At 39.5% G+C, this 18,722-nt stretch carries 15 protein-coding genes; 14 read left to right on the top strand and 1 reads right to left on the bottom strand.

Annotated elements, in window-relative coordinates:
* Nucleotides 1-65 precede the first annotated feature (65 nt).
* A complete protein-coding gene (purB, locus tag MK480_RS09230) occupies nt 66-1,361 on the top strand; it encodes an adenylosuccinate lyase (protein WP_084887369.1) in 1,296 nt (431 codons plus the stop codon).
* 209 nt (nt 1,362-1,570) lie between these two features.
* Here the strand turns inward: purB and MK480_RS09225 are convergent, their stop codons facing one another.
* Complete coding sequence (locus MK480_RS09225) at nt 1,571-2,287, bottom strand: GntR family transcriptional regulator (RefSeq protein WP_045610828.1); 717 nt, start codon at nt 2,285-2,287, stop codon at nt 1,571-1,573.
* Between the two features lie 317 nt (nt 2,288-2,604).
* Between MK480_RS09225 and MK480_RS09220 the strand changes: the two genes are divergently transcribed.
* From MK480_RS09220 to MK480_RS09160, 13 genes are all read left to right on the top strand, one after another.
* Nucleotides 2,605-4,392 carry a glycoside hydrolase family 35 protein gene (locus tag MK480_RS09220; RefSeq protein ID WP_268707571.1) on the top strand — a complete coding sequence of 596 codons (1,788 nt, stop codon included), beginning with the start codon at nt 2,605-2,607 and terminating at the stop codon, nt 4,390-4,392.
* On the top strand, nt 4,389-4,865 hold the full coding sequence (locus MK480_RS09215) for a PTS sugar transporter subunit IIB (protein ID WP_000156972.1): 477 nt from the start codon (nt 4,389-4,391) through the stop codon (nt 4,863-4,865). Before MK480_RS09220 ends, MK480_RS09215 begins: the two co-directional genes overlap by 4 nt.
* A gap of 26 nt (nt 4,866-4,891) precedes the next feature.
* The gene (locus MK480_RS09210; protein ID WP_000617009.1) at nt 4,892-5,797 is read left to right on the top strand and encodes a PTS mannose/fructose/sorbose/N-acetylgalactosamine transporter subunit IIC; all 906 of its coding nucleotides are present in this window, start codon (nt 4,892-4,894) and stop codon (nt 5,795-5,797) included.
* Nucleotides 5,784-6,605, top strand: coding sequence for a PTS system mannose/fructose/sorbose family transporter subunit IID (locus MK480_RS09205; protein WP_033685252.1), 822 nt, complete (start codon nt 5,784-5,786; stop codon nt 6,603-6,605). The genes MK480_RS09210 and MK480_RS09205 overlap by 14 nt, the downstream gene beginning before the upstream one ends.
* 3 nt (nt 6,606-6,608) lie before the next feature.
* Nucleotides 6,609-7,013: a PTS sugar transporter subunit IIA gene (locus MK480_RS09200; protein WP_020903318.1), complete on the top strand. Its 405-nt coding sequence runs from the start codon at nt 6,609-6,611 to the stop codon at nt 7,011-7,013.
* A gap of 252 nt (nt 7,014-7,265) precedes the next feature.
* Complete coding sequence (locus tag MK480_RS09195) at nt 7,266-8,432, top strand: SIS domain-containing protein (RefSeq protein ID WP_268707570.1); 1,167 nt, start codon at nt 7,266-7,268, stop codon at nt 8,430-8,432.
* A 114-nt stretch (nt 8,433-8,546) separates the two neighbouring features.
* The gene (locus MK480_RS09190) at nt 8,547-9,584 is read left to right on the top strand and encodes an aldose epimerase family protein (protein ID WP_268707569.1); all 1,038 of its coding nucleotides are present in this window, start codon (nt 8,547-8,549) and stop codon (nt 9,582-9,584) included.
* Nucleotides 9,585-9,719: 135 nt separating this feature from the next.
* The gene (locus MK480_RS09185; protein ID WP_049544558.1) at nt 9,720-10,916 is read left to right on the top strand and encodes a CAP domain-containing protein; all 1,197 of its coding nucleotides are present in this window, start codon (nt 9,720-9,722) and stop codon (nt 10,914-10,916) included.
* Nucleotides 10,917-11,337: 421 nt separating this feature from the next.
* On the top strand, nt 11,338-12,252 hold the full coding sequence (locus tag MK480_RS09180) for a glycosyltransferase (protein ID WP_268707568.1): 915 nt from the start codon (nt 11,338-11,340) through the stop codon (nt 12,250-12,252).
* 68 nt (nt 12,253-12,320) lie between these two features.
* Entirely contained in the window at nt 12,321-13,025 is a 705-nt protein-coding gene (locus tag MK480_RS09175) for an acylneuraminate cytidylyltransferase family protein (RefSeq protein WP_084923568.1), read from the top strand.
* Entirely contained in the window at nt 13,022-13,900 is an 879-nt protein-coding gene (locus MK480_RS09170) for a glycosyltransferase family 52 (protein ID WP_268707567.1), read from the top strand. Before MK480_RS09175 ends, MK480_RS09170 begins: the two co-directional genes overlap by 4 nt.
* A 199-nt stretch (nt 13,901-14,099) precedes the next feature.
* A complete protein-coding gene (locus MK480_RS09165) occupies nt 14,100-15,419 on the top strand; it encodes a glycosyltransferase (RefSeq protein ID WP_268707566.1) in 1,320 nt (439 codons plus the stop codon).
* A 161-nt stretch (nt 15,420-15,580) separates the two neighbouring features.
* On the top strand, nt 15,581-18,493 hold the full coding sequence (locus MK480_RS09160; protein WP_268707565.1) for an LPXTG cell wall anchor domain-containing protein: 2,913 nt from the start codon (nt 15,581-15,583) through the stop codon (nt 18,491-18,493).
* Nucleotides 18,494-18,722 lie beyond the last annotated feature (229 nt).

Genomic DNA, 18,722 nt, shown 5'->3' with positions numbered 1-18,722 from the left:
CTAATCAATGTTCTATGATTTGTTTGCACATCGTGAAGTAGAAAAAGAAAGGAAAAATTAACAACATGATCAACCGTTACTCTCGCCCTGAAATGGCGAACATTTGGAGTGAAGAAAATAAATACCGTGCTTGGCTTGAGGTGGAAATCTTGGCTGATGAGGCATGGGCTGAGTTGGGGGAAATCCCTAAGGAAGATGTGGCTTTGATTCGCGAGAAGGCGGACTTTGACATCGACCGTATTTTGGAAATCGAGCAGGAGACTCGTCACGATGTGGTGGCTTTCACACGTGCGGTTTCTGAGACGCTTGGTGAAGAGCGCAAGTGGGTCCACTATGGGTTGACTTCTACTGACGTGGTGGATACGGCCTATGGTTACCTTTACAAGCAAGCCAACGACATCATTCGTCGTGACCTTGAAAACTTCACCAACATCATCGCTGACAAGGCTAAGGAGCACAAGTTCACTATCATGATGGGTCGTACCCACGGGGTACACGCTGAGCCGACAACTTTTGGTCTTAAATTGGCAACTTGGTACAGCGAAATGAAGCGCAACATCGAGCGTTTCGAGCATGCGGCTGCCGGAGTGGAAGCTGGCAAGATTTCTGGTGCGGTTGGTAACTTTGCCAACATCCCACCATTCGTAGAGCAATATGTCTGCGACAAATTGGGTATTCGTGCTCAAGAAATCTCTACACAGGTGCTTCCTCGTGACCTTCACGCTGAGTACTTTGCGGTTCTTGCCAGCATCGCGACTTCTATCGAGCGTATGGCAACGGAGATCCGTGGTCTTCAAAAGTCTGAGCAACGTGAAGTGGAAGAGTTCTTTGCTAAAGGGCAAAAAGGGTCTTCAGCAATGCCTCACAAACGCAACCCTATCGGTTCTGAGAACATGACGGGTCTTGCGCGTGTTATTCGTGGTCACATGATTACGGCCTATGAGAATGTTGCTCTCTGGCACGAACGTGATATCTCTCACTCATCAGCTGAGCGCATCATCACACCAGATACGACCATTTTGATTGACTACATGCTCAACCGTTTTGGAAATATCGTCAAAAACTTGACAGTCTTCCCAGAAAACATGATCCGCAACATGAACTCGACATTTGGTTTGATTTTCAGCCAACGCGCTATGTTGACCTTGATTGAAAAAGGCATGACCCGTGAGCAAGCCTATGACCTGGTGCAACCAAAAACAGCTTACTCTTGGGACAACCAAGTAGACTTTAAACCACTTCTCGAAGCAGATCCAGAGGTAACTTCTCGCCTCACTCAAGAAGAAATCGACGAAATCTTTAACCCTCTTTATTACACTAAACGAGTGGATGCTATATTTGAACGTCTTGGTTTAGGATAATTAAAATAAAATCGAAGTTCGATTACTCTATTTATAGGAGTAGAAGAACTTCGATTTTTATTTTTTCTTCAAGTACTTTTGATAAAAATGACCTATATTTTAGTAAAATTTAAACAAATTTAGTCTATCTTAATTGACATATAGAAAATACATTTTTAATGTTATATAATAAGCATAGAAAAAGCCCAAGCAAGGCTCAGGCTTTCTTCTTAGTGATCACGGTCACATGAAATGAATTTGATTTTGTAGTAATCTGCTCGTTTATATGTTTCGCTGTAAGCGAGAACTTGACCAGTAGACTCTAGTTTAGTAGTCTTGGTTTGTAAAACGGTTGGGAATTGTTCATCGACTCCGAGGACCGAAGCCACATGTTCTGGAGTTGGAAATGCTATTTCATTGATTTCTTCAAAATGTTCATCATTCATGTGAATGTGGTAATCCAATTTGAAACGGTTATAGATAGAGCTATAATATTCAAGATTTGGATAATTTGCGTTGACGTATTGTTCTGGGATGTAAGATGTATGGTAGATGTACACAACACCACCTGTTTCGCGTACGCGTTCAATCTTGTAGTAGAACTGATCTCCGCGTAGTCCAAGTTTTTCTAAGTAGCTTAGTTTGTTTCCACGCTCAATAGAAAGGACGGTAACTTTATCATCTTTAGTTTCAAAAACTTCTACATCTGAAAACTCTACGAGTTTGTGTTTACGTGCGCGTGAAACGAATGTACCCTTTCCTTGTTGACGGACAATATAGCCATCCTTGGCAAGGTCGTTTAAGGCGCGGACAACTGTGATAGAACTCACATCATACATTGCAATCAATTCAGCTTCAGTGTAGAATTTATCTCCACTGGCAAATTGACCAGAAATGATTTTGTTCTTTAACTCATCTTTAATATATTGATACTTTGGAATTGCCATATTTTCACCTCGATTTTCCTTCTCAGTTAAAGATTTTACCATAAAACTGGAAAGAATAGTAGCCTTTTGAATAAAAAAATTAGAATAATAGGCTATAAGGTTAATTTACATAGAAATTAATAGAATTTCTTACATCTTTATACATGTCAATTAAGATGAAATTATTTCTTGAGATAGTAAGGTTTTATAAGTTTTTTTGTAAAAATTAGTAAAAATGAAAAAAATCGTGAAAACCTATTGACAAATGTAAGATATTGAGTTATATTTACTATATCAACAAATGAAAGCGTAAACTTTAGTTGTCAGAAGGTAAGAATATGACACGATTTGAGATACGAGATGATTTCTATCTCGATGGAAAATCATTTAAGATTTTATCTGGCGCCATTCATTATTTTAGGGTTCCTCCAGAAGATTGGTATCATTCGCTCTATAACTTGAAGGCTCTTGGTTTTAATACAGTAGAGACTTATGTGGCCTGGAATTTACACGAGCCTCGTGAGGGTGAGTTTCACTTTGAAGGAGCTCTGGATTTGGAGCGATTTCTCCAAACGGCACAAGATTTGGGTCTCTACGCTATCGTTCGTCCGTCGCCCTTCATCTGTGCGGAGTGGGAATTCGGTGGCTTACCAGCTTGGCTCTTAACCAAAGATATGAGGATTCGTTCCTCAGACCCAGCCTATATTGAGGCTGTCGGTCACTACTATGACCAGCTCTTGTCACGATTGGTTCCACATTTGTTGGACAATGGTGGCAATATCCTTATGATGCAGGTTGAAAATGAATATGGTTCTTATGGCGAAGATAAGGCTTATCTAAGAGCAATTCGACAGTTGATGGAAGAGCGTGGCGTCACCTGTCCCCTCTTTACATCAGATGGTCCATGGCGAGCTACTCTGAAAGCTGGAACCTTGATTGAAGATGACCTCTTTGTAACAGGGAACTTTGGTTCTAAAGCTCCGTACAACTTTTCACAGATGCAGGAATTCTTTGATGAACATGGCAAGAAATGGCCGCTCATGTGTATGGAGTTCTGGGATGGCTGGTTCAATCGTTGGAAAGAGCCGATTATCACACGGGATCCGAAAGAGTTGGCAGATGCAGTTCGAGAGGTTTTGGAACAAGGCTCTATCAATCTCTACATGTTCCATGGTGGTACAAACTTTGGTTTCATGAATGGTTGCTCAGCTCGAGGGACTTTGGACCTGCCACAAGTTACATCTTATGATTACGATGCCCTTCTGGATGAAGAAGGAAATCCAACTGCCAAATATTTGGCAGTCAAGAAGATGATGGCAACACATTTCCCAGAGTATCCCCAGTTGGAACCACTCTACAAAGAGAGTATGGAGTTGGATGCTATTCCACTAGTTGAAAAAGTTTCCCTGTTTGAAACCCTGGATAGCTTGTCAAGTCCAGTAGAAAGCCTCTATCCTAAAAAGATGGAGGAGTTGGGACAAAGTTATGGCTATCTACTCTATCAAACAGAAACAAACTGGGATGCAGAAGAAGAAAGACTTCGTATCATTGACGGTCGAGATAGGGCTCAGCTTTATGTTGATGGTCAGTGGGTTGAAACCCAATATCAGACAGAGATTGGGGAAGATATTTTTTATCAAGGCGAAAAGAAAGCGCTATCTAGATTGGATATCTTGGTAGAAAATATGGGGCGTGTCAACTATGGACATAAGTTCTTAGCAGATACGCAACGTAAGGGAATTCGGACAGGGGTTTGTAAGGATTTGCACTTCCTACTAAACTGGAAACACTATCCACTCCCACTAGATAATCCTGAGAAAATTGATTTTTCAAAAGGATGGACAGAAGGGCAACCAGCCTTTTACGCTTATGACTTTACAGTCCAAGAGTCAAAAGATACTTACCTAGACTTATCTGAGTTTGGTAAGGGAGTTGCCTTTGTCAATGGGCAGAATCTAGGACGTTTTTGGAACGTCGGCCCGACCCTCTCGCTTTATATCCCTCATAGCTATCTCAAGGAAGGTGATAACCGTATCATTATCTTTGAAACAGAAGGTGAATATAAAGAAGAGATTCATTTAACTCGAAAACCTACACTAAAACACATAAAGGGGGAAAACTTATGACAATTGTAGGATGCCGTATCGATGGACGTTTGATCCACGGACAAGTAGCCAATCTTTGGGCTGGAAAACTAAATGTTTCACGTATTATGGTTGTAGATGACGAAGTTGTCAACAACGACGTTGAAAAGAGTGGTTTGAAACTTGCGACACCACCAGGTGTAAAATTGAGTATTTTGCCAATTGAAAAAGCGGCAGCCAATATTCTTGCTGGTAAATACGATAGCCAACGTCTATTTATCGTTGCTCGTAAACCAGACCGCTTCCTTGGTTTGGTAGAAGCAGGTGTACCACTTGAAACCCTTAATGTTGGGAATATGTCTCAGACACCAGAAACTCGTCCCATCACACGTTCTATCAACGTAGTAGACAAGGATGTGGAAGACTTCCACAAATTGGCAGAAAAAGGTGTTAAACTTACTGCTCAAATGGTTCCAAATGATCCAATTTCAGACTTTTTGAGCTTATTAAAATAGGAAAAAATTTTTAGGAGGTCATTGTTATGATACAATGGTGGCAAATTTTACTTCTCACTTTGTACTCAGCTTATCAAATCTGTGATGAGTTGACGATCGTTTCATCTGCAGGTTCCCCTGTATTTGCTGGTTTCATTACTGGTTTAATTATGGGAGATGTGACTACTGGTCTGCTTATCGGTGGTAACTTGCAACTGTTCGTTCTTGGGGTTGGTACCTTCGGTGGTGCTTCTCGTATCGACGCAACTTCTGGTGCGGTTCTTGCGACAGCCTTCTCTGTTTCACAAGGAATTGATGCATCACTGGCGATTACAACAATCGCTGTGCCAGTAGCAGCTCTCTTGACTTACTTCGACGTTCTTGGACGTATGACAACTACTTTCTTCGCTCACCGTGTGGATGCTGCAATCGAACGCTTTGACTATAAAGGTATTGAACGCAACTACTTGCTTGGTGCGATTCCTTGGGCTCTATCTCGTGCCCTTCCAGTCTTCTTTGCCCTTGCTTTTGGTGGTGCCTTCGTACAATCAGTGGTAGACTTCGTTGAAGCCTACAAATGGGTTGCAGATGGCTTGACACTTGCAGGACGTATGCTTCCAGGTCTTGGATTTGCAATCTTGCTTCGTTACCTTCCAGTTAAACGTAACCTTCACTACCTTGCTATGGGATTTGGTTTGACAGCTATGTTGACTGTTCTTTACTCATATGTAACAGGTCTTGGTGGCGCTGTTGCAGGTATTATCGGTACTCTACCTAAAGATGTTGCTGAAAAAATTGGTTTCGTGAACAACTTCAAAGGATTGTCTATGATTGGTATCTCTATCGTAGGTATCTTCCTAGCAGTGCTTCACTTCAAAAATAGCCAAAAAGTAGCTGTAGCAGCACCTTCTACACCATCAGAAAGTGGGGAAATCGAAGATGACGAATTCTAATTACAAACTTACAAAAGAAGATTTTAATCAAATCAACAAACGTAGCTTGTTTACTTTCCAATTGGGTTGGAACTACGAACGTATGCAAGCTTCTGGTTACCTTTACATGATCCTGCCTCAGTTGCGTAAAATGTATGGGGATGGCACTCCTGAATTGAAAGAAATGATGAAAGTTCATACTCAATTCTTCAATACTTCACCATTCTTCCATACCATTATCGCTGGTTTTGACCTTGCCATGGAAGAAAAAGATGGTGTAGGTTCAAAAGATGCGGTTAACGGTATCAAGACAGGTTTGATGGGGCCATTTGCTCCTCTTGGAGATACAATCTTTGGTTCGCTTGTACCTGCTATCATGGGGTCAGTCGCAGCAACTATGGCTATCGCTGGCCAACCTTGGGGTATCTTCCTTTGGATCGCAGTTGCAGTTGCTTATGACATCTTCCGTTGGAAACAGTTGGAATTTGCCTACAAAGAAGGGGTTAACCTTATCAACAACATGCAAAGTACATTGACAGCTTTGATTGACGCTGCATCTGTACTGGGTGTCTTCATGATGGGTGCTCTTGTAGCAACAATGATCAACTTTGAAATTTCTTACAAGTTGCCAATCGGTGAAAAGATGATTGATTTCCAAGACATCTTGAACCAAATCTTCCCACGTTTGCTTCCAGCAATCTTTACTGCCTTTATCTTCTGGTTGCTTGGTAAGAAAGGTATGACTTCTACTAAAGCTATCGGTATCATTATCGCTCTTGCAGTAGGTCTTTCTGCCTTTGGTAAATTTGTACTTGGAATGGGCGCATAATTTATGGCTAAATCATTAATTTTGGTGAGTCATGGTCGCTTCTGTGAAGAACTTAAAGGTAGCACTGAAATGATTATGGGTCCACAAGACAATATTCATGCAGTGGCTCTTCTTCCAGAAGATGGCCCAGAAGAATTTACTGCAAAATTTGAAGCTGCTATTGAAGGATTAGATGATTTCCTAGTCTTTGCGGATCTTCTCGGTGGAACACCATGTAACGTGGTAAGCCGTTTGATTATGGAAGGTCGTGACATCGAACTTTACGCAGGGATGAATCTTCCAATGGTGATTGAATTTATCAATGCGAGCCTTACAGGCGCAGATGCGGACTATAAGAACCGTGCTGCAGAAAGTATTGTGAAAGTTAATGACCTGTTAGCTGGCTTCGATGATGACGAAGATGAATAATACTCTTCGAAAATCTCTTTAAACCATACTAGTGTCGCCTTGCCGTAGGTATATGTTACTGACTTCGTCAGTTCTATCTACAACCTCAAAGCAGTGCTTTGAGCAGCCTGCGGCTAGTTTCCTAGTTTGCTCTTTGATTTTCATTGAGTATACGATGTGAAAACGTGAAAATCGTTAGAGCATTTTATATAGAATATACATGGGAATGGGGCTTACTCCCATTCCCATATTTAATAGAAAAAGAGGAACTCAATGCTACATTATACAAAAGAAGACTTGCTCGAATTGGGTGCAGAAATCACTACACGTGAAATCTACCAACAGCCTGATGTATGGAAAGAAGCTTTTGAATCTTATCAAGCAAAGCGTGAAGAAATTGCAGCCTTTCTACAAGGGATTGCTGATAAACATGACTATATCAAGGTTATCTTGACAGGTGCTGGTACTTCTGCTTATGTAGGAGATACCTTGGTACCTTACTTTAAGGAAGTCTATGACGAACGAAAATGGAATTTCAATGCTATTGCGACAACAGATATCGTTGCCAATCCAGAAACTTATTTGAAAAAAGATGTTGCGACTGTCCTTGTATCTTTTGCTCGTAGTGGGAACTCGCCTGAAAGTGTGGCGACTGTTGATTTGGCTAAAACCTTGGTGGATGAGCTTTACCAAGTGACGATTACTTGTGCTGCAGATGGGAAATTAGCTCTTCAGGCTCATGGAGATGACCGCAATCTCTTGCTTTTGCAACCAGCTGCCTCTAATGATGCTGGTTTTGCCATGACTTCTAGCTTTACGTCTATGATGTTGACAGCTCTCTTGGTCTTTGATCCTACAGAATTTGCTGTGAAATCTGAACGTTTTGAAGTTGTGACTAGTCTTGCCCGTAAAGTTCTAGACAATGCAGAAGATGTCAAAGAGCTTGTTGATCTAGATTTTAACCGTGTCATCTATCTAGGTGCTGGTCCTTTCTTTGGACTTGCTCATGAAGCTCAGCTCAAGATCTTGGAATTAACGGCTGGTCAAGTTGCGACTATGTATGAAAGTCCAGTTGGATTCCGTCACGGTCCAAAATCTCTTATCAACGAAGATACAGTTGTTTTGGTCTTTGGTACAACGACAGACTATACTCGTAAGTACGACTTGGACTTGGTTCGTGAAGTTGCTGGTGATCAGATTGCTCGTCGTGTTGTGCTTTTGAGTGATCAAACTTTTGGTCTTGAAAATGTCAAAGAAGTGGCCCTTGGTTGTGGTGGTGTCTTGAATGATATTTATCGTGTCTTCCCTTACATTGTTTATGCCCAACTCTTTGCCCTATTGACTTCACTTAAGGTAGAAAATAAACCTGACACACCGTCTCCTACAGGTACAGTAAACCGTGTGGTACAAGGTGTGATCATCCACGAATATCAAAAGTAAGACAGTATTTATGAATTCTTGAAAGAGGATTTGTATATTATCAGACAAACCATAGATTGTCAATTCGCTTTCTATGGTTTGTTTGCTTGAGAGAAATAGAAAAAGGAGAAGAGAATGAAAGCATACACAGAGCGTGTGTTTGGAAATGTTGAGGGACAAGATGCTTTGACCTATCGATTTGAGACGAACGGTGGCTACCAACTTGAGGTCATGACTTATGGTGCGACCATCTTGCGCTACGTCACACCTGATAAGGCTGGAAATTTTGCAAATGTTATCTTGGGATTTGATGATTTTGAAAGCTATGTGGGAAATAGTCCCAAGCATGGAGCTAGCGTAGGCCCTGTTGCAGGTCGTATTGCTGGTGCGACATTTGAGCTTAATGGCAAGACCTATGACCTTGAAGTCAACAATGCTAGCAACTGTAACCACAGTGGTTCAACAGGTTGGGATTCTAGTTTGTTTGAAGTTATAGAAGTGAGCGACCATGGCTTGACCCTCTACACAGAGCGTACAGATGGGACAGGAGGATTTCCTGGAAATCTCAAGATTTGGATCAGTTACCACTTGGAAGAAACTGGTGCCTATGAAATCAGCTACAAGATAACAACCGATCAGGATACGCTGGTCAATCCAACCAACCACAGCTATTTCAACTTGTCTGGTGATTTCACGCAGACGATTGACAGCTATGTCTTCCAACTAAACACAGAGGGCATTTACCCAATCGCTCCCGACGGAGTTCCTGCCAAAACTCCAGAAGCCGACCGTGATGTGGTCAAACACATCTACAATGGTGCCTTGCTGAAGGATATCTTTGCAGAAGAAGATGAGCAAATCCAGCTGGTATCTGGTTTGGATCATCCATTCGCTCTTCCTTCAGGTCATGACAATGCTGGTTTCCTTTATGACCAAAACTCAGGTCGCTTCTTGCTCTTCAAGACAGAGTCTCCTTGTTTTGTAGTCTACACAGCAAACTTTGTGGATGAGAGTGTCATCATAGGAGGTCAGCCAATGGTACAGCACAATGGGATTGCTCTTGAAGCGCAAGCTTTACCAGATGCCATTCATAGTGACCTCAAAGACCAAGTCATTCTCAAAGCTGGTCAAACCTTCACAAGTAAGACACGTTATGAGCTTGTTGTGAAATAAAGAATGGAGTTTCTACTTTGTGGTGTGAATAGCATTTGCTTTATAACATTAGTAGAAATGGGCAAAGAGTAGGAAAATATGATATAATTTAATATTGAAAATACCTGTCCTATCTAAAGGATAAAAGGAGAAAAAATGAAGAAAATTGTATTTGCTAGCGCCTTGGCTTTGACTTTAGCTGGAGCAGTTTTGACAAATGATGTTTTTGCCAATGACAGATTGGTGGCAACACAATCTGCAGATGGTAGAAATGAAAATGTCTTGAGCTCAGAAGTGCTAAATCCCTCTAGTGGCAATGTTTTGGTTGGGATTAAGGGAGAATTTTTAACCCCAAATAAACAAACTATTTTGGATGCGATTAATAAGATTCGTAAGGAAGCAGCTGATGAAGGTTTGGTAGATAAGTATGTTCCTATCAAATGGTCTACTGATCTTGAGAAAACTGCTTTTGTACGAGCTACTGAGGTGTCAGTAACTCTGAAACCTGAGCGTCTTTCTACGAAAGAAATCTGGACTGCTTTTCCATCTAGTAATAGTATAAGAGGAGAAGCTTTAGATGTGAACTATGAAGGTTTTCTAAAAGCAATTGAAAATTGGCATGCTGAGAAGGCAAATTATGTAGCGAAAAAGAAGGGTGGAACATCTAAAGAATTTACAGGTTATTATGAGGCTTTGATCAATTCTAAATTTACCTATGTGGGGCTCGCTGCTTTTAAAAATGCAGCTAGTTCTCAGAAAGTAGCAACGATTTCTCTAGCTTTAGGTGATGATGCTTCTTCAGAGGAATTGGCTGGTGGATATGGTCCTGCTATTCAGTATACAGAAGTGACCTCCTCAAACCTTTCAACAGTTAAAAGTAAAGCAGTCGTTGTAGAAAAAGCGCTGAAAGAATTTAGAACTTCTAGTTCAGACCAATCTGGTTGGGTGCAATCTAATGGAAAATGGTATTTCTATGAGTCTGGTGATCTGAAGACAGGCTGGGTGAAAACGGATGGTAAATGGTACTACTTGGATGACCTAGGTGTCATGCAAACTGGATTTGTAAAAGTAGATGGTAGCTGGTATTACTTGAGTAGCTCAGGTGCTATGTTTACAGGCTGGGGTACAGACGGAAATAGATGGTTCTACTTTGATGGCTCAGGAGCTATGAAGACAGGCTGGTACAAGGAAAATGGTACTTGGTATTATCTTGACGAAGCAGGTATCATGAAGACAGGTTGGTTTAAAGTTGGACCGCACTGGTACTATGCCTACGATTCTGGAGCTTTGGCTGTGAGCACAACAACACCAGACGGTTATAAAGTAAATGGAAATGGTGAATGGGTAAACTAGGCAACTAGTGAACAAATAGTCTGTTTCAATAGCTTTTTATAAGGAAGTTGTAAAATTATATAACCTTAAAATGGGGAAGGCTAGTTTGCCTTCTCTATTTTCTTGAAAGTTGTAAACAAAAAATCTTCAATGCCTACCTACGTAGCACAGATGATTTCAGAGAATCGATTTATAAACAATAAGAAAACTCCCCCAAGCTATCCTGTCTAATCCAGTCTATCTTGCAGATGGTCAGTCTTTGTGATAGAATAGCATAAAGTCCTTTTGAGGGGGAACTTGCTAGGAAATCCCCAAGCATTGTAACGGATGAACCACCCTCGCCTTTTTGTGAGGGTGGTTTTTCCTTTATAAGCAGAAAATAAGAGAGAAAGAGTCTACATCATGTCGAGAATTGTCACCATTCATCCAGCCAAGGAAATCCATGAGAGTACCCAAGTTTATCGATCCCTTCAAAGACCCCTCTCCTGTAACCATCTTTTATCCAGAGTATATCTACCGCATAGGAGGAGAAATCCGTTCTGAAGAGGACTTGTTGGTTAAGTTCCTATTCAGATGTGCAAAACAGACAGATCTCTTTATCCGTGACCAACAAATCGTTCCCAAACCCAGCCTCTGGCGTTACATGGAAAACACGGACAAAAATTACTATGAAGTCGTCCATGAAAATGTCATGCGAGACTTACGCCTCGCCAATCTGCGCAAGGCAAACAAATATCTAGTCGCCAGTGAAGTGTTGACTGATACTTTGGCGAAACAAGGGTATGACACCAAGTTTTTACCACCAATGTTTACAGAAAAATTAGGTCAGCTAAGAAAAATTGGACCTGTTTTGGACTATTGCCTAGTGGGTCATATGAGAGAAGGCAAGAACGTTGAACTTGTCATTGAAGCCTTTATCGAACTCTATAAACGTGGTTCTAAGGCCAAGATTACCTTTTATGGCGGCTCAGAGGAACGTCTAGCAGAATTACAGAATCAATATGATCTTCCGCCAACCATTCACTTTAAAGGTATCGTTAACGAAGTGCCTTATCATCTCCACCAATGCTATCTGTCTGCAAGTTACACAGAGTTATTTGCTAATGTCTGTGTTGAAGCCTTGAATCAAGGTTTGTTAGCCTTATTATCGGATGTGGATATCGCTCATCGTTTCTATGCTAGCCAGTCCAATGCTATCAACTTGTTTAAAACCAAATCAGAGCTGCTCCAAATGATAGAAGAGATGGAGCAAGCAGACTATAGCCAGTCAAATGCAGAAAATATCGCCCTAGCATCTCACTATTCACTAGGGACAGTGACCCAATGCTATCGCGAACTACTAGATAGGAACTTATAGGATGTTGTAAGTTGATCAATCTAGTTTTCTCACTAGTCCAATACAATAGAAAACTAAAGGAAGACTATATGAAAGCAAAATCTAAGCCCATAGCCGTCATTTTGATCCGTTCGGGTTCACGCGGCTTAGTGGATAAAAATATCAAACCGCTAGCAGGCAAACCTTTGGTTTTCTATACCATCGAAGTCGCTCTAGCCTCCAAGCTATTTAGTGACATCTGGATCTCATCAGATTCACTAGCCTATCTAGAACTCTGTCGACAAGTCTATCCAGAGATTCGTTGTGTCCACAGACCAAAAGAATTGGCCTTGACGACAACCTCTAGTTTAGAAACCTTACACGACTTTTTACAGCCCTTTGAGGAAGAGCAGGTCTTTGTGAATCTACAGGTGACCTCACCCTTGAGAGAGGTGGAGCACCTCGTCGAGTCCTATCAACTCTACTGTCAGTCTGGGGCCGACCATCTGATTTCCTGTGTTAAGGCAGACAAGAGTCGTAGTCTTTACTTGCAGTTAGCGGAGTCGTCATTTATCCGTCCGCCTCAGGTTTCCAAGCACTATGCTCGGCAGAAAGAGCCTGTCTATTACTATCCCAACGGTAGTATTTGGATTTCTCGCAAGGACCTTTACCTACGAGATGAGACCTTTTACACAGATAAGACAGTAGCCTATGAAATGCCCAAACTCTATTCTTATGATATCGACGATGCCTTGGACTTTGAAGTCGTTGAGACCTTGCTGCAACATCACCACCTAGGAGAATCAAAGAGATGAAACACCTCATCATTGCCACAACGCCCTTGCAGGCCAAGATTGCCCAGCATATCAAGGGACTCTATCCTAATCAGGACTTTGTCAGCCTTTATGTCAGTCCTGTCAAAAATGCCCGTCAGGAGCATTATGCAAAGGATTTTGACCATGTTCATTATCCTCAGACGACAGAGGACTTGGCTCAGATTTGTCAGGAGCTTGCCGGCGACTATGACACCATCTTTTATGCTAGCTTTGACAATAGCTTGATTCTGGACTTGGTTGCTAGTTCGACCTATCAACACCTCATGAGTTTCGATGATGGTTATGCGGATATTTATCCCTTGGGTATGTATGCCCTCCCTCTTCAGCCCAGTCAGGTGGGCTCTTTAGGCTTAACCAGAGATGACTTGATTAAGCGGACGGAAAAGCACTTTACTCTCTATCGCAGCGACTACCATGTCGTAGCTAGAGAAAAGCTGGTTTATCTGGAGCATTTTTTTGACCTGCCACAAGCACCCGTCTCAAATGGTAAGACAGTCAAGGTCCTGTTGGGGCAAAAGTTCTCTGAAGAGGACGATCAAATCTCCATCCGCTTTATCAGCACCTATGCCAAGGCCTTGGCCATTGACCTCTATCTACCCCATCCCAAGGAAACCTTCACTATCCCTGATGTGACCTACTTGGAGACGGAGCTGATCTTTGAAGATGTCCTAGCCCAACTCTTTCAAGAATACGAGTTCGTTCATGTCTATCATTTTACTTCATCAGTCAGCCTCCATTTGAAAGACCTGCCCCATGTGACCATCACAGGTATTTCTCTCCCCTACTATGAGGACCGTCAAAAAGAATTGCGACGATTAGGTTGTCAATTTGAAAGGGTTTCACTTGGCTGGTAGCATAAATATATATATTAGGAAATGTAAATCCATGCACTAGCTTGGATTTTTTATTGGGGTATTAAGTAGATGTTAGGTATATTGATAGAATCTAGTAAAAGTATGATTCATATGATATAATTCAGATTAGTAAATCTTTCTGACAAACAAGTACAGATAAATGAGTCGCGAAGGTTACCGTATATGATAGGAGATTGTTATGACTAAAATGGTTACAATACATCCAGGGCTCTGGCAAAGAGAGGTTAGAAAATATGGCTTTGAATCATCCCAATTGTCTAGAAAGAAAATTGCAGATTATTTAGGTTGGGGACATCTATATATTTTAACCCATCCTCAAGTTCGACCCGATTGGAAGGCTGGCTATGAACAAATAGGCTTCCAAAGGGATGAATTAGTGAGTGTAAGCCATTATCAATCAGATATTGGTCATGATGAATTAAGTATTCGTCCTTCCGATATCATTGATAGGTATCCTAATGGAAAAATGACTGTGATTAATGGATTTGTGGCTAGCATTGAATTAGAAGAAGAAACCCTATATTTTACTTCTGGATTATATTTAAAGAAAAATAAAAAAGAAGAACTGGAATGGTTAAATCGAGATGGTTCGACAGCGATGCGGGCACGGTACTATAAGCCAAGAGAAGAACCAAGCCCCATTTATATGATGGAGGACAATTATTTATATTATAAAGATGGAGAGTGGTTAACCTACGAAGACTTATTGATTCAGGTATTAATCAGTCTTACAGATAAGAAAGACATCTTAATTCGAGATCAACATAACGTGGTGACTCCCAAATTATGGCGCTTTGTAGAAAATACAAACCGTCTCTATTGGGAATATATCCATGACAATGTATTGCTAAATCCAGCTCATAATCTAAGAAGAAAAACTAGATATTTAGTAGCTTCAGAAGTATTAACATCAATCTTGCAAGATTTAGGGTATCACGCACAATTTATGCCACCGATTTTTGCACCTCAAGTTTCCTCAGCAGTATTACAAAGAAGAAAGCCTAGTTCCTATTGTTATGTAGGGAATATGAGTAAGGTAAAAAGGGTAGAATGGATTATAGAAGCCTTTAGGAAGTTAGAACAAGAAGGCCTACCTGTAGAAGTATTCTTATATGGTGGAGATATTGAAAAATTGAAGAAAGAGTATCCGACTTTGCCATCTACCATTCATGTTGTTGGATATGTAGATGAGGTACCTTATTGGGAACATGATGGCTATATTTCAACTTCCCAAAAGGAATTATTTGCCAATGCCTGTGTTGAAGCTATGAGTTTTGGATTGATTCCCTTGCTTTCTAATGTTGAAATTGCTCATCAATATTATGCATCTAAGAACTCAGATATTTGCTTATATGATACACCAGAGGAGTTAGCGCATCTTATCAAGTGTTTATATGAGACTGATAAAGAAATCGAGCTAGAAAATACAAGTAAGTTTGTGAATCGATATTCAAAAGAACAAGTTTCTAAGAGATATTTATCACTCATGAACGCCTAAAAATGAAATAGATAATGAGATTTTATTGGATATCTTATTATCTATTTTTTTTAATTTCCTTTATGTATAATTGTTTGATAAAGGAAACTGAGAGTGATATACTAGTATAGTTAGTATAATTTTTTATAATGAGTAGAAAGAAATAAAAGGGAAAAGACCTTATGAAAAAAGATACAATTCAAAAATATTCATTACGTAAATATAAAGGAATTGGTGCAGCGTCTGTTTTATTAGGGATGATGGTTGTTGGAGCTAGTCCGGTATTGGCTGAAGAAACTACAAATACAGCTAATGAAACTACAGTAACACCTGCAAAAGATAATGTGGAAATGGAAACGTTGAGTAATGGTACTGGTAGCTATACAATGCCAAAAATGCATGTGTTTGATGGTTTGAATTATCATGCAACGGGGACAGAAGATGGATATGAAAGAAATCATCGCGAGAATGAAGGTAGAGCCAAATATAATTTAGACAGAGTTGAAAAGGAAACTATAAAAAAACAAGGAGAAGATAACTTTAAGGATTCAAAAATTTCTTATGTCACAAAAGAAGGCGAAGTGCTGAAAGAAGAATCTGATGTAGAAATTCCTGTTGGTGATAAACACCTTTCTAGTACTACTATGGATTATAAAATTCGTGGACTTTTTGGCAAACGTTATGAAGGAAATGTAGCAAATTTAACTAATGATGTTTTAAGTAAAATCAAAGAAGCTGATAAAGTTTTAGAAAAGAACGGAGAAAAATATCATAAGATTGATACAGAAGTAGATAAACATGAGGGGACTACTAAGGAAACAACTTTCAATGATATTACAGTACATGCAAATCCTGGAAACTTGCATAATGAAGATGGAAGTATTCGCTATAACAATATTAAAGAAGGTAGTCGAGTTTGGTTAGTTTCTGAAACTGATGAAGGAAAATATGGGAAGTATGTTTTAGCCACAAAACCAACTACAGCCAATGATTCTTGGGCTGTTGAAACATTTAAACAAGGTGAAAATGATGCTAAAGATTTTACAAAAGAAAATATAACAACTGATGGTGGAATTAAGGAAGGAGATACTATATTAGTTGTTGAAAAAAATGAGGTAGCATTAAAAGAATCTGTTTCTACAGCAACGGAACAAGAAGCGTATACGGCGGGTGCATTTTTTAATGAGAAAGCATTAGAGGAAGGCTTAAATAATCTTTTAGATGAGAGATTAAGAGATTTAAAAGACGAAGATGTCACTAACTCTGAAAAAGAAAAGACATGGGAAGAAATCTATAAGGTTACATTAACAAATAAAAATGCAGTAGATAATAAGAATCGTCCTACTTATTCTGTACATCAGGAGTTTAATGGTTATATAAGAGAAAACGGAAAGTTTGTAAAATATAACGATGTGACAGAATATATAACTAAGCTAAAAGAAATGTTTGGCGAAAAAGAAATTACAGTAGGATGGAAAAATTCTCGAGATAAAGTAGAACCAAAATTTGTTGGAAATATTGAAGAGTTTAAAGACACTGCTAACTACGAGAGTGAAAAAGCAAATGTCACGAAGTTTAAAGAGGCTCATAAAGCAATTCAGTATGTCGACCAAGTTCCAACAAATGCAAATTTTGTAAAAAATGTGTTTGAAGTAAATGTAGATTTTAAACTAGGAGATAAGAGTACAGATTCTTATTATCCTAGTGAAGATGATGATTCTAATCAACCAGAAAAAACTTATTTAGCTTATAGATTTGGCTATTTTGGTTCGAAATATTATAGTGAAGATACTAGATATCAATATGGATTAGGCCAATTATATAAAGAATATGAAAAAGATGGAGTTCGATATAGAATTGCCGCACCTACGAAATATGAACAACATGCGTCAATATCTGAGCCTATTTATAGTGAAATTCATTATTACGACTTATACCAACCAACCCGTGCTTACCATATTAGTGATCAACTAACTAATGTTAAAAACATCTACGCTAAGGAAGAAACAGAAACTACTGAGAGTAAAGGTAGTGTCATTGTTAAGTATGAATTAGCGGATGGAACTTCTATTAAAGAAAGTACAGATGTTGTTAAAGATGCAGTGATATCTTCTACAGAAACTAAATATTACTTAAATAAGGATAATCAAAAAGTAGTAGTAGGAACACCAACGACAACAAACAAAGAGGTTTCATATGATGCTACAACGGTAAAACTACAAGAAATCACCAAAGATGGTAAAAAATATAAACTAGTAGGACTGAAAACAGGCTCTCCTACAGAAACAGGGAAAGTTGTTTCAGGAACTACTGAAATTACCTATGTCTATAAACTAGCAACTGGTGGAAATGTATTTGAGAAATACATGTTAGAAGGGACAACTACTGAAATAGCAGCAGGAAAACTACTAACACAAGATGCTTCTATAGGAGATGAATATACGTCTACTGCTCCTAAAGTGGGAACAATACTTCAAAAAGATGGTAAGTCTTATTTTTACAAAGGACATCGTGCTACATCAGCGCCTGAAATAGGTACAGTTGATGAAAATGAAAAAACAGTTATTTATGACTTTTTAGAATACTTTAGTGAAAAAGGTGAACCAGAAGTACAACCAGCATTACCTGTAGACTCATTATTGATTACTCGTCATATTATTATTGGATCAAATGAAGAACTTGTTCCAATTCAAATTGGTAAATTGGCTCCTAAATCTGATATCATTTCGAAAAATGGTAAGAAATATCGATATACAATGACCCATGAAAAAGATGGCATTGTTACCCATTTGTATACTGAGTTAATAGGTGATGATGTAACGAAACCACAGAATCAAGAATACCTTCAGTCAAATTCTGTTAAGATTGATGAACCTACAAAACAAGAAGGTTCTCATCAAGATGAAGCGGTTACCCAAGAAGAGGACAAGTCATCTCATGGGGAACATTCAGAATATGGGAAAGAGTTACCTCAAACAGGACAAGCAGAGCTTCCAAACACTGGTACAGCAGACAATGCTAGCCTTGCAGCGCTTGGACTTTTAGGTGTCTTGAGCGGATTTGGACTTGTTGCTCGCAAGAAAAAAGAAGACTAATTCTAATTAGATTTTCTGACAAGAATAAGGAGTAGGATATCATATCCGCTCCTTTTCTGTTGAGGTTGAGATGAGAGTCATCTTAGAGCTGGTTAAAATTTTTCAATGGTTTGATTAAATTCTCTGTAGATTTTCTCGTTCTAATCCCATATAGACAAGATTACAGAATCATAATCTATAAGTTGTTTGGCTTGACTTTCTTGGTGGGAATTATATAATAGATGTAATA

Origin of the sequence: Streptococcus mitis (assembly GCF_026782895.1) — a bacterium.
Lineage (GTDB): Bacteria > Bacillota > Bacilli > Lactobacillales > Streptococcaceae > Streptococcus > Streptococcus mitis_CB.
The sequence above is the reverse complement of the archived record's forward strand: the minus strand, read 5'-3'. Positions and strand labels throughout refer to the sequence as shown.